This window comes from Streptomyces sp. ADMS (assembly GCF_033441795.1).
In the GTDB taxonomy this organism is placed as follows: Bacteria; Actinomycetota; Actinomycetes; order Streptomycetales; family Streptomycetaceae; genus Streptomyces.
In genome coordinates this window covers 155,023-170,525 of record NZ_JAVFVX010000004.1, presented here as the reverse complement: position 1 = coordinate 170,525, position 15,503 = coordinate 155,023, and the positions used below count along the sequence as shown (strand labels likewise).

Below are 15,503 nucleotides of genomic sequence, written 5' to 3'. Positions count from 1 at the left end.
TCGTACTCACCCAAGAGACTCTCTCAGGCTTTCCTCCGGGCACTTTCCCTTCGGTGTTCCAAACTCTATCAGTGTTTTTCCGTCTCCCTGACCACCGTTCAGCAAACATGCAGAACGAGACCCCGGGATAGGATCTGACAAGTTAGGTACTGCCAGGCGAGGACGCTTGATCGTGTCCCCTCGGCCTCGGGCAGGAGTAAGACTGTACACGGGCACTCGGAGCAGGCGCAAATCCATTGCGTGGCGCCCCATGAGGTCAACCCGCGTCTCTCGCACGGAACCGGCACTTCATATGACATACGCTGCTCAACAGTGTGCCGTCCGGGACAGGCAGTGACGGCTCGTACGAATCTCCACCCCGGGAGGCTTCCCTTGACCACCGTGACGTCCCCTCTAGCAGGGCGTGCCATCGGACTGGCTGCCGTGCCGGACCCTGTTTTCTCCGGGGCCATGGTCGGCCCCGGCACTGCGATCGACCCCGTGCGCGAGCCCGCGGAGGCCGTCGCCCCGGTGGCCGGAGTCATCGTCTCGCTCCACCCGCATGCCTTCGTCGTCGTGGACGACGAAGGCCACGGTGTGCTCACTCACCTTGGTATCGACACCGTGCAGCTCAACGGCGAGGGCTTCGAGTTGCTCGTCAACAAGGGCGACACCGTGACACGTGGGCAGAGCGTGGTGCGCTGGGACCCGGCCGCCGTGGAAGCTGCCGGCAAGTCCCCGGTGTGCCCGATCGTGGCGCTCGAGGCCACGGCCGATTCCCTCTCCGAACTTATCGAAGACGGTGTGGTGAAGGCGGGCGACAGCCTCTTCGGTTGGCAGTGACGTCAGCGCCGGTCCATGACAGCAAGCAGGAAATCCACTGTGGCGGCGAGGCCCGCCGCACTATCGGAGACGGGTGAGATGGAGACAACGCTGCGAGGCGTCGGCGTGAGCCACGGTGTGGCGATCGGCGAAGTTCGGCACATGGGAACGGCAGTGCTCGAACCGCCTGCCAAGCAGATTCCGGCGGAGGAAGCGGAGCGGGAACAGGGGCGCGCCCGCCAGGCCGTGGATGCGGTGGCGGCCGACCTGAACGCGCGTGGCAATCTGGCGGGCGGCGAAGCCCAGGCGGTGCTCGAGGCGCAGGCCATGATGGCCCAGGACCCCGAGCTGATGGCGGACGTGGAGCGGCGTATCGCGGTCGGCAGTACGGCCGAACGCGCTGTGTACGACGCGTTCGCCGCATATCGCGCTCTACTGGCGAATGCCGGTGAGTACCTCGCCGGTCGCGTGGCTGACCTCGACGATGTGCGGAATCGTATCGTCGCGCGGCTGCTCGGGGTGCCCATGCCCGGCGTCCCCGACAGCGACGAGCCGTACGTCCTTATTGCTCGTGACCTCGCGCCCGCAGACACTGCGCTGCTGGACCCGACTCTGGTGCTCGGATTCGTCACCGAGGAAGGCGGGCCGACCAGCCACAGCGCGATCCTGGCGAGGGCTCTCGGTGTCCCGGCTGTGGTGGCGATGCCTGGTGCGTGTGAGCTTGCCGAGGGCACACTGGTCGCCGTGGACGGCAGCAGTGGCGAAATCTTCGTGGAACCCAGTGCGGAGAAGAAGGCGCAGTTGGAAGCGGCAGCGGCCGAACGCAAGGCAGCGCTGGCAGCGTCGACCGGGCCTGGGGTCACCTCTGACGGTCACAAGGTGCCGCTGCTGGCCAACGTCGGCGGTCCCGCAGACGTACCGGCTGCCGTCGAAGCCGGGGCCGAGGGCGTCGGTCTCTTCCGTACCGAGTTCCTTTTCCTCGACGACAGCAAGAACGCGCCGTCCGAGGCAAAGCAGATCGAGGCGTACCGGCAGGTTCTCGAGGCCTTCCCCGAGGGGCGTGTTGTCGTGCGGGTCCTCGATGCGGGCGCGGACAAGCCGTTGGATTTTCTGACGCCGGCCGACGAGCCGAACCCGGCTCTCGGTGTGCGCGGCCTGCGGACCCTGCTCGACCACCCTGATGTGTTGCGTACACAGCTGACGGCGCTCGCGAAAGCCGCAGAGGGCCTTCCGGTCTATCTCGAGGTCATGGCTCCCATGGTTGCGGACCGGGCCGATGCCAAGGCGTTCGCGGATGCGTGCCGTGCGGCCGGGCTGCGGGCGAAGTTCGGTGCCATGGTGGAGATCCCGTCGGCCGCGCTGCGGGCACGCTCGATTCTGCAGGAGGTCGAGTTCCTGTCTCTGGGGACCAACGACCTGGCGCAGTACACCTTCGCCGCAGATCGTCAGGTGGGGGCGGTTTCCCGTCTGCAGGACCCGTGGCAGCCCGCGCTTCTCGACCTGGTCGCGCTGTCCGCCGAGGCGGCGCGGGCCGAGGGCAAGAGCTGTGGTGTCTGTGGTGAGGCGGCATCGGACCCGTTGCTCGCGTGTGTTCTGACCGGTCTGGGTGTCACCTCTCTTTCCATGGGTGCGGCTTCAATTCCGTACGTGCGGGCGTCACTGGCCAAGTACACGCTGGCGCAGTGCGAGAGGGCCGCTGCGGCGGCGCGGGCTGCGGACAGCGCCGAAGAGGCGCGCGACGCCGCTCAGGCAGTGCTGTCGGGAGAGTAGTCGGCCGATCGCCCGGGCCGTCGACCAGACCGGTTCGGTGCAGACCGTTCGTCGGTCGAGGGGCGTTCCACTTCGTGTGGGGCGCCCCTCGACCGTTGCCCGTTCAGTGAGTGTGTCCCCTCGTGGGTTCCTCCCCTCCGAGGTCCGGGGGTGTGCAGTAGTCGACATCCGGTTCCGGGGAGATGAGATCACCTGATTCGGCGTCGGTGCAGTAGGCGTCGAAGACCTCGCCGGCGGTCAACGGATCGAGGCCGTTTCCGCGAACGCGCCAGCCGTAGATGCGGTCGGTGGCGCTGGGGGAAGTGGTGCGCATGACAAGACCGCCGGGGCACTGGGTGGCGATACCCAGAGCCAGGATCGTGGTGAATTCGAGGACTTCGGCCTCGTCGAGATCCGTGGCGCCCTCGCTGTCGTCATCCGCGTGGAGGACGGCGACCAGAGTTTCGGCTGGTGTCATGACGCTGCACACGAGGTGCCTGTTTCCGTGGGGTGCCGTGTCGATGATGCGGTCGAGGAGGTTCGAGGCACGGGTGAAGGCTGAGCGTCCGATGTCCTCCCCGCAGGATGCGCAGGCGCCGATGCGCGCCAGGAGCGTGGCGGCGTACTCCCAGGTCGCCTGGCGAACGGCCTCGTCAACGAGGTCGGGGACCAGTTCGGCGAGAGGTTGGCCGTCGTAGGGAACGGTGGGCCCCGTGGTCGCGAGTTCCGCGGTGAAGCGGGTGCGGCTGGACGGGGCGTCCGGGTCGAGGCCGGTGGCAGTGCAGAACTCGGCGTATTCCTCAGGATCGAATAGGGCGACAGTGGTGTGGCTGCCCTGGGCGGCAAGGCTCTTCAGCAGAGCTTCCACCTCGCGGAGGTAGGCCGTGTGGTTGTCGAAGGTGAAGGTGCGATAGCGCCTCATCGCCCGGAAGTCGTGCTCGTCGGTGAGCAGACCGATGGTGCCCGCGATTTCGCGGCGCAGAACGCGCCGCATGGTCGGGTGCTCGGTGTTCGCCATGATTCCCCCTGTGTGCAGTGGATCAATGCTCACTCACAGTAATCGGAGCCGCTGACAATGGCTCTCGGTTCAGAGCGCGTGCTGACGAGGCCGTGCTGGATTACGAAGGTCACAGCGATGCGACGCCGAAGCCGGTCCAGCCCAGGGGTGGTGGCGGTAGTCGCAGCCACTGCCAGTAGTCCGATGTTGCGCTGGACGGCTTGTGCATGTCCGTGAATCCCGAGGTACGCGCCCTGAGCGGCGTCGGATGCGAGGGCGACTGACAGTTTCCAGGAGGCGATGGCTGGAGCACTCGGCCACGGAGATGCCCGCCAGGGCGAAGGCCGCGGGCGGCGGCAGCAGGAGAGATCGAGCGGCCTTGGTGGTGGCGCCGAAGCGGGCCACGGGTACTTGCGGGGCCATCACCATCACGTTGTTGCGGACTGTCAGCAGCGGTGTGAGACCAGTCGGTGCGTTGCCGGTGTGGGCAGGCCGACCTTTATCAGCGCGTGGTCGGGGAAGAGCACCAGCTCGGTCCTACGCCTGGTGGCCCGCGCTGCTTCCGGAGCGGTCAGGCGCGCTCGCGGGCCAGCTCTTCGTAGAAGCGCAGCAGGTCGAGATTGTCGATGGAGCCGGGGTTGACGGCCTTCTCCAGGGGGCTGCCCTGGAGAAGGCGCTTTACCGGGACCTCGATGCGCTTGCCGGTGAGGGTGTGCGGAACTCCGGGCACCTCGATGACCTCGTCGGGGACGTGGCGCGGGGAGAGCTGTTCGCGGATGGCCTGTTTGATCCGGTTCAGGAGAGCTTGGTCGAGGACGGCTCCGGGCGCGAGGTGGACAAAGAGCGGCATCCAGTAGCCGCCGTCGGGTTGTTCGACGCCGATGACAAGGGATTCCTTGATCTCGGCAAGCCGTTCGACGACTTCGTAGATGTCGGCCGATCCCATGCGTACGCCCTGGCGGTTGAGCGTGGAGTCGGAGCGGCCGTGGATGATCACGGAGCCGCGCGAGGTGACGGTGATCCAGTCACCATGGCGCCAGACACCGGGATAGGTGTCGAAGTAGCTGTCGTGGTAGCGACTGCCGTCGGGGTCGTTCCAGAAGTGGATGGGCATGGAGGGCATCGGATTGGTGACCACGAGTTCGCCGACCTCGTCCACGAGTGGTTTTCCGCTCGGGTCCCAGGACTGGAGATCGGTGCCCAGTCCTGGCGCCTGGAGTTCGCCGATGTATACCGGGAGGGTAGGTACAGCTCCTGCGAAGCAGGAGCACACGTCCGTGCCACCGCTGACCGAGGCGATCCACAGGTCGGCCCCGCTCTCCGCGAACTCGTCGTGCAGCCAGCGGAATCCGTCGGGAGGCAGCGGCGATCCGGTCGTGGCGACGCACTGCACCTTGGACAGGTCGAAATCCCGGGACGGGTGTACGCCGGCCTTGCGGCAGGCCATGACGTACGCCGCCGACGTACCGAAAAGGGTCGCCCCCGTACGTTCGGCGATCCGCCACTGGGCGCCCGTGTCGGGGTACCCGGGGCTGCCGTCGTACAGGACGATCGTCGTACCCGTCAAAAGGCCGGAGACGAGGAAGTTCCACATCATCCAGCCGGTGGACGTGTACCAGAAGAAGCGGTCCTCCGGCCCCAGGTCGCAGTGCAGGCCCAGTTGTTTGAGGTGCTCGACGAGGATGCCGCCCTGGGACTGGACGATGGCTTTGGGGAGACCGGTCGTGCCCGAGGAGTAGAGCACCCACAGAGGGTGGTCGAAAGCGACCTGTTCATAGACGGGGGTCACATCCGCGGAAGTGAGGGCGGACCATTCCACGGCCCCTTCGGGTGCCTCGGTACCCAGCAACGGGATGTGGACGACGGCGCGCAGGGTGGGCAGTTCGCGGCGGAGTTCGGCGACCGTGTCACGGCGGTCGTGCTCCTTGCCGCCGTAGCTGTAGCCGTCGACAGTGAACAACACCACCGGTTCGACCTGCTGGAAGCGATCGAGAACGCTGCGGGCACCGAAGTCGGGGGCGCAGGACGTCCACACGCCGCCCACGGCGGCTGTTGCGAGCAGGGCGACCACGGCTTGTGGAACGTTCGGCAGATAGCCGCTCACTCGGTCTCCTGGCCGTACTCCGAGCGCGCGCAGTTCGGCAGCCAGGGAGCCGACCTGGCGGCGTAGCTCGGACCAGGTCACCGGGCGGGGTTCATGGGTCTCGTCGACGTGAAGGAGTGCCGGTTCGTCCGCGCGGGTGTCGGCGGCGCGCAGGGCGTGCTCGGCGTAATTGAGCCTCGCCCCGGGGAACCATTGCGCGCCGGGCATGGAGCGATCGTCGACCACGCACGCGTAGGGCGTCGAAAAGCCCACGTCGAACCACTCGGTGACGGCTTGCCAGAACGTTGCGAGTCGGTCCACGGACCAGCGGTGCAATGCTGCGTAGCCGCCGTCGGCGGGGGCTCCGTGCCGCTCTGCCGCCCAGGCCTGGAACTTGGTGATCCGCGCCCGGGCAATGCGTTCTCGGTCGGGCTGCCAGAGGGGCGTGGGGTTGTCGGTGGACATGGGGCGGCTCCCGGACTGTGCGCGTGACACGGCTGACACGGACCATGCCATGTGATCGACTCCGGCACCAGGGTGCGCCGCGCGGGGGTCGTGTCGTGGAGATGAAGATGTGATCCCTAGCAGGGTGAACGGCTTCTGAACAGTACGCGCATCGGGCGAACTCAGTGGCAGGCTGAGCAGCATGGAAGGTCGTGACCTGGTGCGTTCGTTGAAGGCAGTCGGTTCGGCGGGGGCTGCCCAGGGGGTGCGTACCGTACGGGCGGCGTGGCGCAGAAGGCGTGCCGATGCCGCCGGGCTGCCGCCCCGGGGTACCGAACGCGCGCGGGTGCCCGGGCCCGTGCGGAACGTGGAGCCGGGACCGGGCGGCGGTGTCGTCCGGTTCGCGAGGTCCGAGCTGCGGATCGCTGTTGCCGTCAATGGGGCGGTCTTCTGGGGCTGGGACGGGGTCGGCCCCGAGCCGTCGTACGCACTGGCCGGCTGTCCTGAGCCGGATCCTCGCGCGTCGCTGGAGCCGGACAAGGACGGTGGCTGGCGGGTCGTGGCAGAGCGGGTGACCGTCGTGGTCTCGCGGCACGGTGCGGTGGAAGTGCTCACTCCGGGAGGGGTGAGCCTGCGACGAGAACTCCCGCCCCGCTGGTGGGAGCCTGTGGGCGGCGGCGGCACGAGCCGCTGGATGCAGCGCTCCGAAGTGGCTGCTGACGCACGGTTCTTCGGGCTCGGCGGGCGTGCTTCGGGGCCCCGGTTGCGCGATGGGGCGTACCGCCTGTGGAACACCGATCCCGGTCGGGCCTTCGGTCCCGGCGACGATCCGCTGTACATCACCATGCCGGTGCAATTGGTGGTGGCCGACGCTGCGACCCATCTGGTGTTCTATGACACCTCCTGGGACGGCACGGTGACTCTGCGGGAGGGTGAGGAGGGCGCGGGTTCCGGGCACGACAGGGCCGGAACGTGCGAGCTGCGCATGGACGGCGGGCCGCTGCGCTGCTGGATGATGGTGGGCACCCCCGCGCGCGTGCTGCACACCTGGGCCACGCTCACGGGTGCGCCCGCGGTGCCGCCTTCGTGGGCGCTGGGCCACCATCATTCGCGCCGGGGCTTCGGCGGCGAGCAGGAGGTGCGGCGGATCGTCGCGGGCTATCAGCAGCACGATCTGCCGCTCGACGCGGTGCACCTGGACATCGACCACCTCGACGCACACGAGGTGTTCACCGTCGACGAGGAGCAGTTCCCCAAGTTGCCGGTCCTCGCCGAGGATCTGCGGCGCGACGGGATCCGGCTGGTGTCAATCATCGATCCGGCGGTCAAGGCCGAGGCGGGGAACGCCGTGTACGGCAGTGGGAGAGCCGAGGACGCTTTCGTACGGGATGCGTCGGGGCAGCTCGTACAAGGGGTCTTGTGGCCTGGGGAGTCGGTCTACCCTGATTTCACGCACGCGCGCGTGCGTGCGTGGTGGGGCCGGATGTACGAGGAGCGGCTCGGGCAGGGATTCGCGGGTTTCTGGCACGGCATGAACGAGCCCACGTCTTTCACCGCCTTCGGGGAGTCGACCCTGCCGCGTTCGGCCCGCCACGCGCTGGAGGGGCTCGGTGGTGACCATCGTGAGGCGCACAACGTCTACGCCCTGTGCATGGCCAGGGCTGCTTACGAGGGGCTGCGTGAACTGGCACCCGAGGAGCGGCCGTTCATATGCTCCCGCTCCGGGTGGGCCGGTTTGCAGCGCTACGGAGGGACGTGGTCCGGGGACGTGGCGACAGGTTGGCCGGGGCTGCGGGCGTCGCTGTCGCTGGTCATGGGTCTCGGGCTGTGCGGGGTGCCCTACTCGGGCCCGGATGTGGGCGGCTTCCACGGGAGTCCGTCGCCTGAGCTGTATCTGCGGTGGTTCCAACTGGGCGCCTATCTGCCGCTGTTCCGCACGCATACGAGTCTGCGGGCGGGGCGCAGGGAGCCCTGGGAGTTCGGTGCGGACGTCCTCGCCCACGCGCGCGTGGTGCTCGTCGAACGTCGGCGCCTGGTGCCGTACTTCATGACGCTGGCGCACCTGGCGCGACGTACGGGGGCGCCCTATGTGCGGCCGTTGTGGTGGGGGGCGCCCGAGGACCGGGCCCTGCGGGGCTGCGAGGACGCCTTTCTGCTGGGTGACTGTCTTCTGGTGGCGCCGGTGCTCGATCCGGGTGCGGACCGGCGTGCGGTGCAGCTGCCTCGCGGGCGCTGGTACGACACGGTGACGGAGCAGGCCTACGAGGGGCCTGGTCAGGTGCTGGTCGACGCGCCTCTGTCGCGGATTCCGGTGCTCGCGCGCGCGGGGGCCGTCGTGCCCGTGCGGGGCGACGACGGCGGCCTGGAATTGGAGGCGTGGGCGCCCGCCCGCGGACGTACCGGGGGCGGGCTGGCGGTGTCGGACGCGGGTGACGGGTGGGCGGAGCCGGAGATCGAGCGGTACGTCACACGCTGGAAGGGGCGGCGGGTGGTCGTGGAGCGGGACGGGGAGGACGGCATGAGCGAGCCGCCCCGCCCCGTACGTGTACGAGGACTCCACGGGCGCTGAGCGGGCTCAGTATCGGCCCTCGAACCAGGCGCGTACGGCCACCGTGTGCAGCGGAAAGGCAAGCTCCTCCGGCCTCCGCAGAAGGTGCCAGCCGTCCGTCTCGTCGGTGGCGGCGGACTGCGGGAGGTGGTCGGCGGGGCGCTCCGGCAGGACTCCGAAGAGCAGCAGGTGCCCGTCGGGTGAGCTCATCGCGTCGACGAGGCGGACGTCGCGGCTCGCCGCCTCGATGCCCGTCTCCTCCCTGAGCTCGCGGACCAGGGCCAGCCGCCAGTCCTCGCGATGGTCGACATACCCCCCGGGCAGGGCGATGCCTCCGCGGGCGGGGGCGATGGTTCGGGTGATGACGACCAGGGCGGTGCCCTTGGTGTCGTACACGGGCTGGAGTGCCACCGCGACGGGCAGCGGGTTGCGGTAGGCCACCGTGCCGCAGGCGGGGCAGGTGCGGGGCCAGCCGGAAACGCCCTCTCCGTAGGGCGCTCCGCAGCTCGAACAGTGAGAATCCGGCGCGGAGTTGTCGGTTGACAGTTGTTTTACGGACACGCGGCGGACTGTATCCGATCATAAGGACGGAGTCCCTCCCGGGGCGCCCCGGGACACCGCCGTACAGCGGGGACGGCCGGAACCACCCCCGTGGGCCCCGGCCGTCCCTACCCATACGACGACGCACGGGGGGCGTGCTCGGTTCTGTGCGACGGCTGCCCAATCCGAAGTGACCGTGCCACACTTCTGACGTTCCGTCAGATTCAGCTTTCTGGAGGGAATGTGGCACATACCCGAACACCCGTGGTCGCCGGGTGGTTCACGGCGGACGAGGACGGCTTCCGACTCCTTGGCACCCGTTGCTCGACCTGCACTTCGGTCTTCTTCCCCCGCGAGGACGTCCACTGCCGTAATCCGGGGTGCCCGGGCGGCGAGTTGGACGAGGTTCCGCTGTCCCGGCGCGGGCGGATCTGGTCGTACACCGACGGCCGGTACCGGCCTCCGTCACCGTATGTGACCGATCCGGAACTTCCATGGAAGCCGTACGCGTTGATCGCTGTGGAGCTGGAGAGCGAGCGGATGGTGATACTCGGACAGGCGGTTCCCGGGGTCACCGTCGCCGATCTGACGGTGGGAATGGAGGTGGAGGCCGTCCCGGGGGTGCTTCACGAGGACACGGAGACGACCTGGACGACCTGGCACTGGCGGCCGACGGGGGTGGTGAAATGACCGGCGAGGTGGCGGTGCTCGGGGTGGGCATGCACCCCTGGGGCAAGTGGGGGCGCGGCTTCGCCGAGTACGGCACGGCCGCCGCGCGCGCGGCACTGGCCGACGCGGGGGTCGACTGGCGGGACGTCGACTCCGTCGTCGGTGCGGACACCGTGCGGGGCGGCTATCCCGGATATGTGGCGGGGGCGACGTTCGCCAAGGCGCTGGGCTGGCAGGGCGCCCGGGTGACCAGCGTGTACGCGGCGTGCGCGTCCGGGGCGCAGGCGGTCGCCGTGGCACGTGCGCAGATCCTCGCCGGGCTCGCCGAGGTGGTGCTCGTCGTGGGGGCGGACTCGGCACCGAAGGGGTTCTTCCGGCCGGCCGGCGGAGACCGGCCCGACGACCCGGACTGGCTGCGGTTCCGGGTCCTGGGGGCGACGAACCCGACGTACTTCGGGCTGTACGCGCGGCGGCGAATGGCCGTGCACGGCGACACCCTGGAGGACTTCGCGCAAGTCAAGGTGAAGAACGCCGCCCTGGGGGCACTCAACCCGAACGCGCGCTACCGCAAACGGGTCACCGCCGACGAGGTGGCCGCCTCCGCGGTGGTCGCCGATCCGCTCCGACTGCTCGACATCTGCGCCACCTCGGACGGCGGGGCCGCACTGGTGCTGACAAGCACGGAGTTCGCGCGCCGGCACGGAGTGGCTGAGCCGGTGCGGATCCGGGCGGTATCGACGGTGACGCCGCGGTACCCCACCACGGTGCTGGACCTGCCGGACATCGCCACGGACTCGGCTGCGACCGTGGAGCCGACGGATGGAACTTTTCGGGCGTCGATCGCACGGGCGGCTTACGAGGAGGCCGGCATCGGACCCGAGGACCTCTCCCTGGCCGAGGTCTACGACCTGTCCACGGCCCTGGAGCTGCAGTGGTACGAGGATCTGGGTCTGTGCGGTGAGGGTGAGGCGGCGAAGTTGCTGAGGGAGGGCGCCACAGCCCCGGGCGGGCGGATACCCGTCAACTCCAGCGGCGGCCTCGCCTCCTTCGGAGAGGCCGTGCCCGCGCAGGCCCTCGCCCAGGTGTGCGAGCTGACCTGGCAGTTGCGGGGGGAGGGCGGTGACCGGCAGGTTGCGAAGGCGCGCGTGGGCATCACGGCCAACCAGGGCCTGTTCGGACACGGCTCGTCGGTGATCGCGGTGCGGTGAGGTGGGACCGAGGGCAGTGCGTATGCCGTGTGCGCCCAGCCGGTATCCCTTCGCGCTGTGTGATCAACCCGGAATCGTGCGTGAACACCTCGTGAACTGCACTCAGGCGTAAGCCTGCAGCGCGATCATGCTGCCGTGCACCCCTGGACGGACGCTCTTCGATTCACCTTCCAGCCGGTCGTCAACCTGACGACCGTCGGAGTCGCGGCGCTGAAGATACTGGCCCGCCCGGAGAGTGGCGACATCCTCGCTCAGGCTCGCCGTGACCCAGAACTCGACGGCCGACTGGTTGCGTTGGCGGTACGCGCGGCGGCCGGCCGGGAGACGCTGCTTCCGCTCCACGTCAACGTCTTCGCCGGTACCCTCGCCGGCCTCGGCGAGCTGACCGCCCTGCACGACGCCCGTGCGTGAGGCGGGGCGACTGCCGTGAGAACTGACTGTCGACGCGGGCCCGCCGTACACGCACGTGCCGCAGCGGGCGCCGCTGGATGCGGTGGCGGCGTTGCGCGGCCAGGGTTTCCGGATCTGCGCGGACGGCGTCGGCGACGTACCGCTGAGGCTGCTCACGGACCTGGCCCGACCTGGTGAAACTGGACTCGTGCCTGCCGGCCCGGCCCGCGGCGTTGCGGGCAATGCGGACACTGTGCGAAGAACTGGGCGCGCTTCTTTCGGTGGAGGGCGTGGAGACCGAACTGCAGTGCGCCGCCGCAATGTCGGCCGGTGCTCAGCCGGCCCAGGGCGAGTTGTTCGCCCCGCCGGCCCGGCTGCCCGTGGCGGACGTATACGTTCCGTCGCTCTCCCCCGGGATGGCTGCCGCGCCTCGTTCCGGACCGTCGGTCCGGCAGTTCGTGCGGCCCGCCGCGCTGCTGTCGGCCACCACGTCCGCAGGCCGAGTGGGGCGCTGCTGACGGGGCCGCCCGACGTGTCCGGGGTGGTGCTCGTCGACGAGGCCGGGGTACCCGTCCGGTCGGTGTACCGGTCCCGCTTCCTGCTGGCGATGTCGGGCCGCTACGGGCACGCCCTGCACTCCGACCGGCCCGCGCCGCCAGGCTGGGCGACCCGCCGCGCACGGTCGGCGTCGACGCGACCGCCTGGGAAGTCGTGGACGTAGTCGCGGACGGCGCACGCGACCGTACGTCGGACGATGTGGTGGTCCTCGACCGGGACTGGCGCTGCGTGGGCGTCGTACGGCCGGCCGATCCCGTACGGGCGCTCGCCGAGAGCCGGGGGGAGGAGGCAGCGGGGCTCAATCCGCTGACGCGGCTGCCCAAATCGGACACGATCGCCGGCGAGGTCGACCGGCGGATCGCGAACGGGCTGACTTGCGCGCTGAGCTGGCCGGATGTCGGCCAATTCGAACAGGTCAACGACGGTGCCGGGTTCGCGGCCGGTGACGAGGTGATCCGGTCGGTGGGGCGGGTGTTGTCGCGCTCGGCGTCCGGTAGCACGCGCGTGGGCCACATCGGCGGGGACGACTTCCTGGTTCTGACGGATCCGGAAGGTCTCGTTCCGCCGGCGTCGGCTGTGCTGGACGCGCCGTGGTCCGCAGGCGGGCACGCCGTCACGCTGTCCCTGGCGACGGTCCTGTGCGTGCCGGGCACAGTCGTGGACCACCGGCAGGCCGCCGCCTGCCTTGCGCCGCTGAAGCAGGCGGCGAAGCCGCTCGACGGGGCGAGTTGGTTGCTCGGACGGGCAGGTCTGCCCGGGCACGAGATCCGGCGGGAGCCGGATGCGGAGCCGGCACAGGCGGGGTGAGGACGGCAGGACGAGCGGCTTCGGCTGAGAGGCCGCTTCACGGGCACCATGGAACGCCTCTACCATTGTCGTCGGCGACCTTGACGCTCACAGGACGTCGGAGAACACTTCCGGTGTCAGTCGGCATCGCCGCACATTCTCGGCGTATTCAGGCAATGGGCCGTGCGGGCCCCTCTGCACCACGGGCCATTCCCATGCGGGCGATTCGGCTGCGACGGCACGCTCGTCACGGATGCCGGGTGGGGCGCGGGAACTCCCTGCTCTCGGCTGAAGTAGCCATGGGAACGCACCCTGCAAGGTCGGCCGGGGCCGGATCATCCCGGGCGAGGGCCTAGGAGCCGCCATGAGCAATGGGGACGTCTTTGTCGACGAGATCATCGGTACAGCGATTCTGATCCTCTTCGGCGCCGGCGTGGTCGCCGCTGTCGTACTGAACCACTCCAAGGCCAAGGGCGCCAGCTGGGTCGTCATCACGTTCGGATGGGGCTTCGGCGTACTGGCCGGGGCGTACGCTGCCGCGCCGCTGTCCGGCGGGCATCTCAACCCCGCGGTGACGATCGGCGTCGCCATCGCCACCGGAGACTGGGATCAGGTGCCCGTCTACATCGCCGGGCAGATGGTCGGCGCCTTTCTCGGCGCGATCCTGTGCTGGCTGGTCTACTTCGCCCAGTTCCAGGCCAACGCGGAGGAAGAAACCGTCCAGCCGACGCTCGGGATCTTCTCCACCACGCCCGCGATCCGCAATCCCGTCGCGAACCTCATCACCGAGATCATCGCGACCATGGGTCTGGTTCTGCCGATCCTGGCCTTCGGCCTGACCAAGGGGCTCGGCGAATCCGGCACGGCGATTCTGATCGTCTCCTGCCTGGTGGTCGGCATCGGTCTGTCGCTCGGCGGTCCCACGGGGTACGCCAGCAATCCGGCCCGTGACCTGGGCCCGCGCATCGCCCACGCCCTGCTCCCGATACGCAACAAGGGCACCTCGGACTGGAGTTACGCGTGGATCCCGGTGGTGGGGCCGCTGATCGGCGGCGCGCCGGCGGGGATCGTCTTCAACGCAGCCTTCTGACGCGCACGCACGCTCTCTGGGGCTGCAGACTTCCGGAGCTTCCCACGAAGGGGACGTCATGACGGACAGGTTCGTCGCCGCGATCGACCAGGGCACCACGTCCAGCCGCTGCATCGTCTTCAACCAGGACGGCGCGATCGTCGCCGTCGACCAGCGCGAGCACCGCCAGATCTTCCCCAAGCCCGGGTGGGTGGAACACGACGCCACCGAGATCTGGTCGAAGGTGCAGGCGGTGGTCGCGGGCGCGCTCGCCAGGGCCGGGCTGCGCGCCGACCAGCTCAGTGCGCTCGGCATCACCAACCAGCGCGAGACGACGGTTCTGTGGGACCGAGCCACGGGCAAGCCGGTCCACAACGCGATCGTCTGGCAGGACACACGTACGGCGGCGATCTGCAACGAACTCGGCGGCAACGACGGGCAGGACCGCTTCCGGGAGCGCACCGGACTGCCCCTGGCCAGCTACTTCTCCGGCCCCAAGGCGGTCTGGCTGCTGGACAACGTGCCGGGGCTGCGCGCCCGCGCCGAACACGGCGAGATCGCCTTCGGCACCATCGACTCCTGGCTGATCTGGAACCTGACGGGCGGTACTGACGGCGGGCGGCATGTCACCGATGTGACCAACGCGGGCCGCACCATGCTGATGGACCTGGAGACTCTCCAGTGGGACGCGACCATCCTGTCCGCGATGAACGTCCCCGAGAAGATCCTCCCCGAGATCAAGTCCTCGTCCGAGGTGTACGGCACCGCGGTGGGCCAACTCGCGGGCGTCCCCGTCGCCTCCGCGCTGGGCGACCAGCAAGCCGCGGTGTTCGGCCAGGCCTGCTACGACGTGGGGACGGCGAAGAACACCTACGGAACCGGCAGTTTCCTGCTGCTCAACACCGGGAACCGGCCCGTTCCCTCGAAAAACGGTCTGCTGACCACGATGGGCTACAAGATCGGCGCCGAGGCCCCCGTCTACTGCCTCGAAGGGTCGATCGCGATCACCGGTGCGCTGGTGCAGTGGTTCCGCGACCAACTCGGCATCATCCGTACCGCCGACGAGATCGAGACGCTCGCGGCGAGCGTCGACGACAACGGCGGCGCGTACATCGTGCCCGCGTTCTCCGGCCTGTTCGCGCCCTACTGGCGCTCCGACGCGCGCGGAGTGGTCACCGGCCTCACGCGGTACGTCACCAAGGGGCATCTGGCCCGCGCGGTGCTGGAGGCGACGAGCTGGCAGACGCGGGAGGTCGTGGACGCCATGTTCCATGACTCCGGGGTGAGCATCACGACCCTGAAGGTGGACGGCGGCATGACGAAGAACAACCTGCTGATGCAGCACCAGGCGGATGTCCTCGGAGTGCCGGTCATCCGTCCGAAGATCTCCGAGACGACATGTCTGGGAGCTGCGTACGCGGCCGGGCTCGCGACCGGTGTGTGGAACGACCTGGACGAGCTGAAGTCGCACTGGCAGAAGGACGTCGAGTGGACGCCCGCCATGGAGGGGTCGGTTCGCGACCGCGAGTACCACAACTGGCGCAAAGCCGTGGAGAAAAGCTTCGGCTGGGAGGATGAGAGCCGGGGCTAGAGCCATGCCGGAGGGCACTCCACGCGCGCGTGCCTGTGGACCGCGGCCCGTACCTCGGTCGGCGGGGGTA

General features: G+C 69.1%; 10 protein-coding genes and 1 pseudogene. 8 read left to right on the top strand and 3 right to left on the bottom strand.

The window, feature by feature from the left end:
• The first annotated feature begins 372 nt into the window (after nucleotides 1-372).
• A complete protein-coding gene (locus RB628_RS03265; RefSeq protein ID WP_318318709.1) occupies nucleotides 373-822 on the top strand; it encodes a PTS glucose transporter subunit IIA in 450 nt (149 codons plus the stop codon).
• Nucleotides 823-900: 78 nt separating this feature from the next.
• Nucleotides 901-2,571 (top strand): phosphoenolpyruvate--protein phosphotransferase, encoded by a 1,671-nt coding sequence (gene ptsP / locus RB628_RS03260; protein ID WP_318318708.1) that lies wholly within the window; start codon nucleotides 901-903, stop codon nucleotides 2,569-2,571.
• Nucleotides 2,572-2,674: 103 nt separating this feature from the next.
• On the opposite strand, the gene RB628_RS03255 is transcribed toward ptsP, so the two are convergent.
• Together RB628_RS03255 and RB628_RS03250 are read right to left on the bottom strand one after the other, a co-directional pair.
• The gene (locus RB628_RS03255; RefSeq protein WP_318318707.1) at nucleotides 2,675-3,568 is read right to left on the bottom strand and encodes a hypothetical protein; all 894 of its coding nucleotides are present in this window, start codon (nucleotides 3,566-3,568) and stop codon (nucleotides 2,675-2,677) included.
• 550 nt (nucleotides 3,569-4,118) lie between these two features.
• Nucleotides 4,119-6,095 carry an acetoacetate--CoA ligase gene (locus RB628_RS03250; RefSeq protein ID WP_318318706.1) on the bottom strand — a complete coding sequence of 659 codons (1,977 nt, stop codon included), beginning with the start codon at nucleotides 6,093-6,095 and terminating at the stop codon, nucleotides 4,119-4,121.
• Nucleotides 6,096-6,276: 181 nt separating this feature from the next.
• On the opposite strand from RB628_RS03250, the gene RB628_RS03245 reads away from it, so the two are divergent.
• Nucleotides 6,277-8,643, top strand: a complete 2,367-nt coding sequence (locus tag RB628_RS03245) for a TIM-barrel domain-containing protein (protein ID WP_318318705.1) — start codon at nucleotides 6,277-6,279, stop codon at nucleotides 8,641-8,643.
• 6 nt (nucleotides 8,644-8,649) lie between these two features.
• On the opposite strand, the gene RB628_RS03240 is transcribed toward RB628_RS03245, so the two are convergent.
• Nucleotides 8,650-9,183 carry an NUDIX domain-containing protein gene (locus RB628_RS03240; protein WP_318318704.1) on the bottom strand — a complete coding sequence of 178 codons (534 nt, stop codon included), beginning with the start codon at nucleotides 9,181-9,183 and terminating at the stop codon, nucleotides 8,650-8,652.
• A 243-nt stretch (nucleotides 9,184-9,426) separates the two neighbouring features.
• Here RB628_RS03240 and RB628_RS03235 point away from each other — a divergent pair, with 243 nt between their 5' ends.
• The 5 genes and pseudogenes from RB628_RS03235 to glpK all read left to right on the top strand — a co-directional run bounded on the left by RB628_RS03235 (nucleotide 9,427) and on the right by glpK (nucleotide 15,433).
• Nucleotides 9,427-9,852 (top strand): Zn-ribbon domain-containing OB-fold protein, encoded by a 426-nt coding sequence (locus RB628_RS03235; RefSeq protein ID WP_318318719.1) that lies wholly within the window; start codon nucleotides 9,427-9,429, stop codon nucleotides 9,850-9,852.
• Complete coding sequence (locus tag RB628_RS03230) at nucleotides 9,849-11,039, top strand: lipid-transfer protein (RefSeq protein WP_318318703.1); 1,191 nt, start codon at nucleotides 9,849-9,851, stop codon at nucleotides 11,037-11,039. Before RB628_RS03235 ends, RB628_RS03230 begins: the two co-directional genes overlap by 4 nt.
• A 135-nt stretch (nucleotides 11,040-11,174) precedes the next feature.
• Nucleotides 11,175-12,794, top strand: a pseudogene (locus RB628_RS03225) (EAL domain-containing protein).
• A 343-nt stretch (nucleotides 12,795-13,137) separates the two neighbouring features.
• Complete coding sequence (locus RB628_RS03220) at nucleotides 13,138-13,863, top strand: MIP/aquaporin family protein (protein WP_318318702.1); 726 nt, start codon at nucleotides 13,138-13,140, stop codon at nucleotides 13,861-13,863.
• A 58-nt stretch (nucleotides 13,864-13,921) separates the two neighbouring features.
• Nucleotides 13,922-15,433 carry a glycerol kinase GlpK gene (gene glpK / locus RB628_RS03215; protein WP_318318701.1) on the top strand — a complete coding sequence of 504 codons (1,512 nt, stop codon included), beginning with the start codon at nucleotides 13,922-13,924 and terminating at the stop codon, nucleotides 15,431-15,433.
• The last annotated feature ends 70 nt before the right edge of the window (nucleotides 15,434-15,503 follow it).